This is a genomic window from Alteromonas algae, assembly GCF_049117195.1.
GTDB lineage: Bacteria > Pseudomonadota > Gammaproteobacteria > Enterobacterales > Alteromonadaceae > Alteromonas.
Genome location: NZ_CP185260.1, coordinates 2940497 through 2951170, shown reverse-complemented (window position 1 = coordinate 2951170; position 10674 = coordinate 2940497). Strand labels below are relative to the sequence as shown.

The following is a 10674-nucleotide window of genomic DNA, read 5'->3' as shown; positions in this document are numbered from 1 at the left end:
GGATGACGCACTCGGTAGAAACAACGTCGACAAAAAGCAAACGGGCATTATGGGGCGGTATCGCTTTTTTAATGGTCGTGCTTGCGTCGCTTGTCTTTGCTGGGATAAAAGCAAGCCATTACATGCAGGATGAACAGCAAGTCCCGGTTCAAGTTATTGATTTTTCCGGTGACTATCGCTACATCAATGTAGGCAAACTTGAGCGGTTAATAAGGCAAGCCCAGCCAGGCAGCTTTTTCGCACTGGATGTTAACGATGTTTTTGAGCTTGTCGAAGCGCAGCCTTGGGTATACCGAGCGTCAGTAAGAAAGAAGTGGCCAAATACGCTAAAAATTTATCTGGTTGAACAACAACCTGTAGCGCGTTGGAACGAAGATTTACTGTTGAACCCGTATGGCGATACCTTTGATGATGAAGGTCAAAACGTATCATTACCAAACTTGTTTGGGCCAGGAGGCAGTGAGAAAACGGCGTTGGAAGGTTATAACGCTATGCATGCCTTGATATCTACCACTGAGATGACAATCGAAGAGTTGTCGCTAAGTGAGCGGTTTGCTTGGCAGGTACAACTGGCCAACGGTATTAAGTTAAATTTAGGGCGCCAAGAATTTATTGATAGATTGCAACGGTTCATTGATATATACCCGTTGTTGGCGCAACAAGAAAGGTCAGTGAAATATATTGACCTTCGCTATGACACAGGTGTTGCCGTAGGCTGGAAAGACAGCGACGGCAAACCGAAGAAAAAAGAGAGTTAAGGAAACCATGTCAAAACCAGCCGAACGCAATTTAATTGTTGGCTTAGATATCGGCACCAGCCAAGTAAAGGCTGTTGTGGGCGAATTATTAGATGATGATCAGATCAGCATTGTTGGCGTAGGCACACATGCTGCGAAAGGCATGGATAAAGGTGGCGTTAACGATTTAAATTTAGTGGTTAAGTCGGTACAACGAGCGGTAAACGAGATGGAGTTAATGGCAGATTGCCGTGTTTCTTCAGTTTTCATGTCTATCTCAGGTCGTCACGTGAAGTGCCAGAATGAAAATGGCATGGTGCCCATCAATAACCAAGAAGTGACGCAGGAAGACGTTGATAATGTGATCCACGCTGCCCGCAGCGTTCCCATCGCCGCAGAGCGACGATTGCTTCACGTGCTGCCACAAGAGTTCACCATCGACGTACAAGAGGGGATCAAAAACCCGATAGGTATGTCGGGGGTGCGTATGGAAGCTGACGCGCATATCATCACCTGCGCAGACGATATGGCCAAAAATTTGGTTAAGTGTGTTGAGCGTTGTGAACTAAATGCGGATCAACTTATCTTCTCAGCATTGGCGTCAAGTTATGCCGTATTAACCGATGATGAAAAAGAATTGGGTGTTTGCGTCGTAGATATCGGCGGCGGCACTATGGATATGGTAATCTACACCGATGGTGCAATTAGACACACTGCGGTTATCCCTGTTGCTGGGAATCAAATTACCAGTGATATTGCGAAAATATTTCGCACACCCATCAGCAACGCTGAAGAGATTAAGGTCAACTATGCCTGCGCACTGAAAGATATGGTGAGCATGGAAGACAGTATTGAAGTACCAAGTGTTGGTGGGCGACCTGCACGAATTATGTCGCGCCATACGCTTGCAGAGGTTATTGAACCTCGCTATCAAGAGCTTTTTGAACTGGTTCATGATGAGATTCGTGCCAGTGGTTTGGAAGAGCAAATTGCCGCGGGCCTTGTGCTAACCGGCGGTACCGCCAAAATGGAAGGTGCAGTTGAATTTGCAGAGGAAATCTTTCAAATGCCCGTAAGAGTGGGGAATCCAATTGACGTAAAAGGGTTATCTGAATACGTTGATGATGCAGGGTTTGCTACTGTCGTTGGGCTTTTGCAATACGGTAAAGTGCAATCTGATAATAAGAAGTCCAGTACGCCGAAAAACGGTGAAAGTTTATTTCATCGTGTGCAAAGCTGGTTTAAAGGTGAATTTTAAATTTTAGGGGCGCTGTCGCGACGGCATAACGATGAGCAGGATGCGACATCGTAGCGTATGACATAGCGACGTGTTGAAGACGTACAACCGGAGAGTAAGTATGTTCGAATTAATGGATAGTCACGGCGAAGAAGCCGTAATAAAAGTCATCGGCGTTGGCGGTGGCGGTGGTAATGCTATTGAGCACATGGTGTCTCAAAGCATTGAAGGCGTAGAGTTTATTGCGGTTAACACCGACGCGCAGGTACTGCGTAGTTCAAGTGCTGACGTCACCCTTCAAATTGGCTCAAGTGTAACAAAAGGGTTAGGTGCAGGCGCAGATCCAAATATTGGTCGTGAAGCCGCACAAGAAGATCGCGAAACCATTCGTCAAGCACTTGAAGGTGCCGACATGGTGTTTATTACCGCCGGTATGGGCGGTGGTACGGGGACAGGTGCGGCGCCTGAAGTTGCTAAGATTGCACGTGAGATGGGTATTCTTACGGTCGCTGTTGTGACTAAGCCTTTCCCGTTCGAAGGAAAGAAACGTACGTCGTTTGCAGAACAAGGTACGGTTGAATTGGCTAACAATGTTGATTCATTGATTACTATTCCTAACGAAAAACTTTTAAAAGTTATGGGTCCAGGCACGCCATTGTTGCAAGCGTTTAGCGCGGCAAATGATGTACTTCGCGGAGCAGTCCAAGGGATTGCTGAGCTGATTACACGTCCTGGTCTTATTAACGTGGATTTCGCAGACGTAAGAACAGTAATGTCAGAAATGGGTAAAGCCATGATGGGTAGCGGCGCAGCAAGCGGTCCTGACCGTGCTGAAGAAGCATCAGAAGCAGCCATCGCAAGTCCATTACTTGAAGATATCGATTTGTCAGGTGCGCGCGGTATTCTTGTAAATATCACAGCAGGGCCTGATTTCGCCATCGACGAATTTGAAACCGTTGGTAACGCAGTAAAAGCGTTTGCGTCTGAAAACGCCACCGTTGTTGTTGGTACGGTTATCGATATGGAAATGACAGATGAGCTACGCGTCACTGTTGTTGCTACAGGCATTGGTGCAGAACGTAAGCCAGATATTTCATTGGTTAGTACCGAAGGGTCACGTTTAACGACACCAGCGAAAGAGTATGGTAGCAGTTCAGCTTCTGAGTCACGCGCGTCGGTAGGCGGAACAGAGGGCAACCAAGCGCTTAAAGCTGAGGACGATGCACAGCCAGGAAATGACTTGGAGTATTTAGATATTCCAGCGTTTCTGAGAAAACAAGCTGACTAATCATTCAGTCTAGAACTAGATTGAATTTTTTGGGTTTATTGTTGTCTCTAAGTAACAGTAAATGATGAAAAAGCTAGAATACACGATGAAAGTTGTGTGTTTTTAGGTTAGTTTTGTGTTCGAAATTGCGTGTTTTTTGACAAGTAAGTGATAACTCACTATAATACGCGACCGCTTTTTTGATAGGTAAAAGCATAAGCATATGATTAGACAACGTACTATTAAGCAGCCGGTACAAGAAACCGGAATTGGGCTTCATAAAGGGGAAAAGGTCACAATGACTCTCCGGCCTGCGCCTGCAAACACGGGTATCGTGTTTAGGCGTGTTGACCTTGAACCTCATGTTGATATTCCATCGCGCGCAAACGCGGTGGGTAATACCATGCTGTGTACGTGTCTAAATAATGAAGATGGCGTGACCATTCAAACGGTTGAACATCTTGCTTCAGCGCTAGCAGGTTTAGGAATCGATAACATTATTGTTGAGGTAGACAGTAATGAGCTTCCTATCATGGACGGAAGTGCAAGCCCTTTCGTATTCCTTTTGCAATCAGCTGGCATTGAAGAACTTAATGCACCAAAACAATTTATTCGTATCAAGAAACCCGTTCGCGTAGAAGAAGACGATAAGTGGGCCGAATTGGTTCCTTATAACGGTTTCAGAGTAGACTTTAAGATTGACTTCGATCATCCCGTCATCAGCCAAACTCGTCAGCACATGACGATGGATTTTGACTCGTGTTCTTATGTTAATGAAGTCAGTCGAGCGCGTACGTTCGGTTTTATGCGCGATTTAGAATACATGAATGCGAATAACCTTGCGCTAGGTGGCAGCATGGAAAATGCAGTCGCGTTAGATGAGTTTCGCGTACTCAACCCTGAAGGGTTGCGCTACGATGATGAATTCCTCAAGCACAAAATCCTCGATGCAATTGGTGATTTGTACTTGGGTGGGCATAGTCTTATTGGTGAGCTGCGCGCCTACAAAACAGGGCACGGCCTCAATAACAAATTGTTAAATGCGCTATTAGCACAAAAAGAATGTTGGGAATTCGTGACTTACGAGTCTCAAGAAGCTGTGCCAATTCGTTATGCTATGCCCGCGCTGGCGTAAAAATTAAAAACCGCCCACTCGGCGGTTTTTTTACAGGTAGCATTTAGTGCTATAAATGATAAAGTAAGCATCAGTAATCGTAATTCATCGCAGATAAACTTCGTGGTTATTCCAGCATAGGTTTACAACAAGCGACCGTAGTGAAGTTTGCACTGGGTCGGTAAAGCGAATGAACAAATTTCTTAGTTGTGGTATGAAATTAACAATAACATTAACAGGCAAAAATAGACGCTATAAACACAGTATAAGCGTGCGCACATTGGTGAGCGCGACTGTGTTATCGTCTATTTTTATGCTGGTTTCAAGTCGTTCGACTGAATCAGTGTCTGAAGATGTGTCACGTGTGCGTCTCGCGCAATCTGAAATCAACGAGACGCAAACCGACGTAAAAGCCCTAAAACATCAAACCACAATTAAATTAAATGCATTGCTTTCCCATATCGCAAGTTTGTCTGCTAAGGCAACACTGCTTGATGAAAAGGGTAAGCAAATAGCGTCTGAACTTGGTATGACTGCGACTGACCTGGACGCATTTGTACCTGTTTCGATTCCGGACAACGTCCACAACGACCCCATACTTAAAGAGATTGCTCAACTTGAAGCCTCTCTTGATATTAAGTCTCAACAACTTTCTATGCTTGAAAGTTTAGTGAGGGGTCACCATATCCACGAACAGAGCCAATTATCTGGTCGTCCGATAGAGTCAGGATGGTTGTCGTCTTATTATGGTATGCGGGCCGATCCGTTTACTGGTGAACCAGCCATGCATAAAGGCTTGGATTTTGCTGGTAAAGCAGGAGAGAACGTTGTTGCTACTGCTGCAGGTATAGTTACCTGGGCTGGCGAGCGTTATGGTTATGGTCAGCTAATTGAAATTGAGCATGGAGATGGTTTTGTGACCCGGTATGGGCACAATGATAATCTTCTTGTATCCATCGGTGACGTTGTTACGAAAGGACAATCAGTTGCCAAAATGGGCAACACTGGTCGCTCGACCGGTGCTCATGTTCACTACGAAGTAATAAGAAACGGTAAGCAAATCGATCCTCTACCTTACGTTTATAAGAAATAACGTTGGTAGCAGCCAGGTAAGTAGACGAACGTTTACGCAACTAATATCGCTTGGTACGCCCTAAAAAGGCGCGCCTTTTACGTTTTAATATAGCTGTGGCTATCATCACAGCGCCTCGACAAGTAGTGGAATATACAAGCTAATGTTTTCAAGCATCCTTAGAAAAGTATTCGGTAGTAGAAACGACCGTCTATTAAAAAAATTACAAAAAAATGTAGATGCCATCAATGCACTGGAAGCAGAGTACGAAAAGCTTTCCGATGAGGCGCTAAAAGCTAAAACTGAAGAATTTAAAGCGCGAATTGAAAAAGGGGAAACCCTTGATGCGTTACTGACTGAAGCCTTTGCCACTGTAAGGGAAGCCAGTAAGCGTGTTTACGGTATGCGTCATTTTGATGTACAGATGCTGGGCGGCCAAGTGCTGCATCAGGGTAAAATTTCTGAAATGCGTACTGGTGAGGGTAAAACCTTAACCGCGACGCTGCCTACCTACCTAAATGCACTCTCAGGCAAAGGTGTTCACGTAGTGACGGTGAACGATTACCTTGCTCGCCGTGATGCAGAGTGGAGTAATCAGCTCTTCTCTTTCCTTGGTATGCGCGTAGGGTGTAACGTTCCTGGGTTGTCGTCAGAGCAAAAACGTGACGCTTATCAAGCTGATGTCACCTACGGTACAAATAACGAGTTCGGTTTTGATTACCTGCGCGATAACATGGCGTTTAGCCCTCAAGATCGTGTTCAACGCGAACTTAATTACGCGGTTGTGGATGAAGTTGACTCTATTCTGATCGACGAAGCGCGTACACCGCTTATTATTTCTGGACAAGCTGAAGATAGCTCTGAGCTTTATCGTAGAATAAATGCCATTATTCCTAAGCTTATCCAGCAAGAGAAAGAAGATGAGGAAGGTCAAGAGGGTGACGGTGACTACACTATCGACCTGAAAGCCAAGCAAATTCATCTTACCGAGCGCGGCCAACTTCATGTAGAAGAAATACTGCAAGAAGCTGGCGTACTGCCCGAGGGTGAGTCGCTATTCGCAGCAGGCAATATCTCGCTATTGCATCACATTAATGCTGCACTGCGCGCACATAAGTTATTTGCTAGAGATGTCGATTACATCGTTAAAGAAGACCAGATTGTCATTGTTGATGAACATACTGGCCGCACTATGGAAGGACGTCGTTGGTCTGAAGGCTTGCATCAAGCCGTAGAAGCAAAAGAAGGGGTTCGTATTCAAAACGAAAACCAAACACTTGCGTCTATCACCTTCCAGAACTACTTCCGTCTGTTCAATAAGCTTGCGGGTATGACTGGTACTGCAGATACAGAAGCGTTTGAATTCCAACATATATATGGTCTCGAAACCGTTGTTATTCCGACTAACAGACCAATGCAGCGTAAAGATCACGCCGACCTCATCTACTTAACGGCAGAAGAGAAATACGAAGCGATTGTTGAAGATATCAAAGCGTGCGTTAAGCGCGGTCAACCAACACTTGTGGGTACGGTATCTATCGAAAATTCTGAGCTTATCTCTCGTATTCTTAAGAAAGAAAAAATTCCTCATAAAGTACTTAATGCGAAATTCCACGAGCATGAAGCCGATATCGTCGCACAGGCGGGTAAAGCGGGCGCCGTAACCATTGCAACCAATATGGCTGGTCGAGGCACTGATATTGTGCTTGGCGGAAACTGGCAGGCAGAACTTGAAAAAATCGAGAACCCTACGCAGGCGCAAATAGACAGCGTTAAAGCGCAGTGGAAAGAAAGCCACGATAACGTATTAGCGTCAGGCGGCTTACATATTATTGGTACTGAGCGTCATGAATCACGTCGTATCGATAATCAGCTGCGTGGCCGTTCTGGCCGTCAAGGTGACCCGGGTTCTAGCCGCTTCTACCTATCATTAGATGACGCACTAATGCGCATATTTGCCTCAGAAAAAATGGGCAACATGATGAAACGTCTAGGCATGGAGCGAGGCGAAGCCATCGAGCATCCATGGGTATCACGCGCCATAGAGAATGCTCAGCGTAAAGTTGAGGGCCGTAACTTCGACATTCGTAAGCAATTGCTAGAGTATGACGATGTTGCCAATGATCAACGTAAGGTCATCTACGAACAGCGTAATGAATTACTTGATGAGGGTGATATTAGCGATACGATTGCTGCCATACGTGAAGACGTGGTAAGCAGTGTGGTTGATGAATATATTCCACCTCAATCGCTTGAAGAAATGTGGGATGTCAACGGCTTAGAAGAGCGCTTAAAAGCAGACTTTGCTGTCGCGCTTCCTTTAAAAACGTGGCTTGAAAACGATGATAAGCTTTATGAAGAGAAGCTTAGAGAACGTATTCTTAATGAAATTATTGCGGCCTACAAAGAAAAAGAAGCGGTTGTAGGTGAGCAGGTTATCCGCCAGTTCGAGAAAGCAGTAATGCTTCAGAACTTAGACAGCCACTGGAAAGAGCATTTGGCTGCAATGGATCATCTACGACAAGGTATTCACCTTCGTGGTTATGCGCAGAAAAACCCTAAGCAGGAATACAAGCGTGAGTCATTTGCGTTGTTTTCACAAATGCTTGAGGCCTTGAAGGTTGAAGTTATTACTATTCTTGCTCGTGTGAAAGTACAGGCTGAAGAGGATGTTGAGAAAGTTGAAGAGCAACGTCGTCAAGCAGATGATGTACCAAAAAACTTTGAGCATGAAGAAACTACCGCAACACCAGAAGCGGCGAGCGACAAGGTACGTTCAGAAGTACGCAATGGGCCGAAGGTCGGCCGTAATGACCCATGTCCGTGTGGTTCTGGAAAGAAATACAAGCAGTGCCACGGTAAGCTTAGCTAATGAAAGTGGTTCACGTAGCGGTGGGTGTTGTCTGCCGTGACGAACGCATCTTTGTGACTCTTCGCCCCGATGATGTTCATCAGGGCGGCTTGTGGGAATTCCCCGGCGGGAAAGTCGAGGCGAACGAGACCGTTCAAGAAGCACTGTCGAGAGAGTTGTTTGAAGAAATCGGGATAGACGTTCGCGAGAGCACCCCTCTTACGGTAATTACCCACGACTACGGCGATAAAGTGGTAAAACTCGATGTGCACAGCGTGACAGCGTTTTCCGGCGAGCCGCATGGTAAAGAAGGGCAAGCCCATGAGTGGGTGAAAAAGACCGCGCTAGACCCCGATAGGTTTCCAGTAGCGAATGTCGCGATTATTGACGCGCTACTTGCTTAATATAAGCTATAACGGTTAAAACAAAAAAACGCGCCTAGGCGCGTTTTTTATTACAGTACTGCTAACGTTACTGCCTTTTACAGGGTAATAAGCGTTGATGTGGCAAAGGCCACATGAAGTTTATTGTAGGCCGCTTCGTTGATGAAATGCGGGTACGTGGTTTCATCAGCCTGCCATACGATATCTTTCCCATCGAAGGTTCTAAACATAGGTGCACCTGTAACCAGCGGAACAAAATCGCTATCTTGCAGTGCATGATGAATCATGGCGGTACGGTTGCCGTCTTCATCAAGCGGAAATGAGATATTCTCGCCTAGCCTAAACGCCTCGCAGGGCGGTAGGTCAGCACAGTCATTGTTGTTAAATGCAAGACAGAAATCGAGAAGCACTTCAGCCATTTTTTGGGTTGATAAAAATACGTCTTCACGCAATACGCCCTGAGGCTGTGCCCCTACTTCTATCATCACACCATATTTACCCGTGGTACAAAGGTAGCCATGGTCCAGATACGCTTTTTCGTCTTCAACTAAAATATTTGATTCAGGCATGTGTTGCTTAACATACCGCGCCATTTGTACGTAAAAATCACTGGTATCAAGAATGATTAATGTCGCGCCCATATGGCTTGTGGTGTTATGAATATCGACGACTAAATCAGTCGCTGACGTGCCTTTTGGACCAAGCTGCTGATTGATGGTCTTGGCTAGTTCATTTTCTTGTGAGGACGTTGTCTCTGTAAGTGCTGCATGGGTAAACTGACGATTAAGATCTTCTTCTAAAAAGCGTACGTTTGCAGCAATGGCGGCAGGGTTAGCGGTATAAAGCGTTATATCTAACAGATCAAAACGCGATGGCGTACCTTGATTTTCCCAATTTTGTATAAGCTGGGTACCGCTCATCTCGTTTCCGTGTGTACCACCAACAAGCGCAATACTTTTAATCATTATAACGTTCCTCAATGCTTAAAAAAGTCATCTGACTGCTGGCTTAACATGGCCTCTATATCTTCAATGTCGATGTCGTTTTGACTATCTCGCTTACTATTTTCTGTTGCAATTTTCCGTTCTTCAGCTGCCCACTCTCCTAAATCAATAAGTTGACATTTTTTGCTACAAAACGGGCGATATTCACTGTCGCTAGACCAGGTTACAGGCGCAGCACACGTTGGACAGTTAACAACCATAGAAACACTCCATTAGGGGTTATACGGGTCTAGTTTAACAAGCGGCTAATGCAAATTGAATATTAGAATCAATCGCAGCACTTTGACCATCAGGTGGGGTAAATTGCATGAAGCGAAGGGCATAACGATATTTGTTACCGCTAAGTGTTGGATAATAGCCTTCGTCGGTGCGGCAGCGAACCCGGATTAGTTCGTTTTTATCTTCTGCGACACCTTGGTAAAAGCCATTATCTGCCGTAACGCTAGTAAATTGCCCTCGCTCTCTGATAAACGAAACACTGACCGCAATAGCATCGTCAAGTAGCGCCAACGAATCAAGCCATTGAGAAATATCCTGTTGTCTCAACGCTGTTGGCTGTTGCAACCAGAAATGAAGATTGGGCAAGTCAAAGCTACATGCGCCGCCAGGAATAGCAAAACGCTGCCTAATACTGCCGAGGAATTTATCTTCTTTTAATGCGCTACCGAAACGGCGTTCGTTCTTTATTTTCGTTTTAAGTGACAGTACGGTTTTCAGTGCTTGTTCAAGCGCGGTGCTATCAATTTTAGGGTGACGTGACCAATACACGAGATTTTTTTCGTGGGCTTCTAAATCTTTTCCCATATCAGAACGTAAATCTAAGCGTTCAATAAGGTCAAGAAGTTCGAAAAGTTGTTCAAAAAAAACCAGTTGAAGATGGGGGCTGTCAATTTTAGCCGTTGCCTTTAATTGACCAATGAGCTGTTCTACACGCAAATAGTTACGTACTTTTTCCTTTAACGGGAACTCGAAAACAGCGTCGCTCATGGTTATCCTTTAAACACAGTTA

At 45.2% G+C, this 10674-nt stretch carries 10 protein-coding genes; 7 read left to right on the top strand and 3 right to left on the bottom strand.

Going from position 1 to position 10674, the window contains the following annotated elements; genetic code table 11:
• The first annotated feature begins 2 nt into the window (after positions 1–2).
• From ACOJRU_RS13230 to mutT, 7 genes are all read left to right on the top strand, one after another.
• Positions 3–758 carry a cell division protein FtsQ/DivIB gene (locus tag ACOJRU_RS13230; RefSeq protein WP_421132207.1) on the top strand — a complete coding sequence of 252 codons (756 nt, stop codon included), beginning with the start codon at positions 3–5 and terminating at the stop codon, positions 756–758.
• Between the two features lie 7 nt (positions 759–765).
• Positions 766–1995, top strand: coding sequence for a cell division protein FtsA (ftsA, locus tag ACOJRU_RS13225; RefSeq protein ID WP_421132206.1), 1230 nt, complete (start codon positions 766–768; stop codon positions 1993–1995).
• 100 nt (positions 1996–2095) lie between these two features.
• Positions 2096–3262 carry a cell division protein FtsZ gene (ftsZ, locus tag ACOJRU_RS13220; protein ID WP_421132205.1) on the top strand — a complete coding sequence of 389 codons (1167 nt, stop codon included), beginning with the start codon at positions 2096–2098 and terminating at the stop codon, positions 3260–3262.
• A 202-nt stretch (positions 3263–3464) separates the two neighbouring features.
• The gene (lpxC, locus tag ACOJRU_RS13215) at positions 3465–4376 is read left to right on the top strand and encodes a UDP-3-O-acyl-N-acetylglucosamine deacetylase (protein WP_421132204.1); all 912 of its coding nucleotides are present in this window, start codon (positions 3465–3467) and stop codon (positions 4374–4376) included.
• A 193-nt stretch (positions 4377–4569) separates the two neighbouring features.
• Entirely contained in the window at positions 4570–5448 is an 879-nt protein-coding gene (locus ACOJRU_RS13210) for a M23 family metallopeptidase (protein ID WP_421134771.1), read from the top strand.
• A 142-nt stretch (positions 5449–5590) separates the two neighbouring features.
• Positions 5591–8299, top strand: a complete 2709-nt coding sequence (gene secA / locus ACOJRU_RS13205) for a preprotein translocase subunit SecA (RefSeq protein ID WP_421132203.1) — start codon at positions 5591–5593, stop codon at positions 8297–8299.
• Entirely contained in the window at positions 8299–8682 is a 384-nt protein-coding gene (mutT, locus tag ACOJRU_RS13200) for an 8-oxo-dGTP diphosphatase MutT (RefSeq protein ID WP_421132202.1), read from the top strand. Before secA ends, mutT begins: the two co-directional genes overlap by 1 nt.
• 77 nt (positions 8683–8759) lie before the next feature.
• Here mutT and ACOJRU_RS13195 read toward each other — a convergent pair whose 3' ends face one another.
• The 3 genes from ACOJRU_RS13195 to zapD are packed head-to-tail and all read right to left on the bottom strand — an operon-like array spanning position 8760 to position 10652.
• Positions 8760–9626: an aspartoacylase gene (locus ACOJRU_RS13195; RefSeq protein WP_421132201.1), complete on the bottom strand. Its 867-nt coding sequence runs from the start codon at positions 9624–9626 to the stop codon at positions 8760–8762.
• An 11-nt stretch (positions 9627–9637) separates the two neighbouring features.
• Positions 9638–9865 carry a DNA gyrase inhibitor YacG gene (yacG, locus tag ACOJRU_RS13190; protein WP_421132200.1) on the bottom strand — a complete coding sequence of 76 codons (228 nt, stop codon included), beginning with the start codon at positions 9863–9865 and terminating at the stop codon, positions 9638–9640.
• Between the two features lie 34 nt (positions 9866–9899).
• Positions 9900–10652, bottom strand: coding sequence for a cell division protein ZapD (gene zapD / locus ACOJRU_RS13185; protein ID WP_421132199.1), 753 nt, complete (start codon positions 10650–10652; stop codon positions 9900–9902).
• Between the last annotated feature and the right edge of the window lie 22 nt (positions 10653–10674).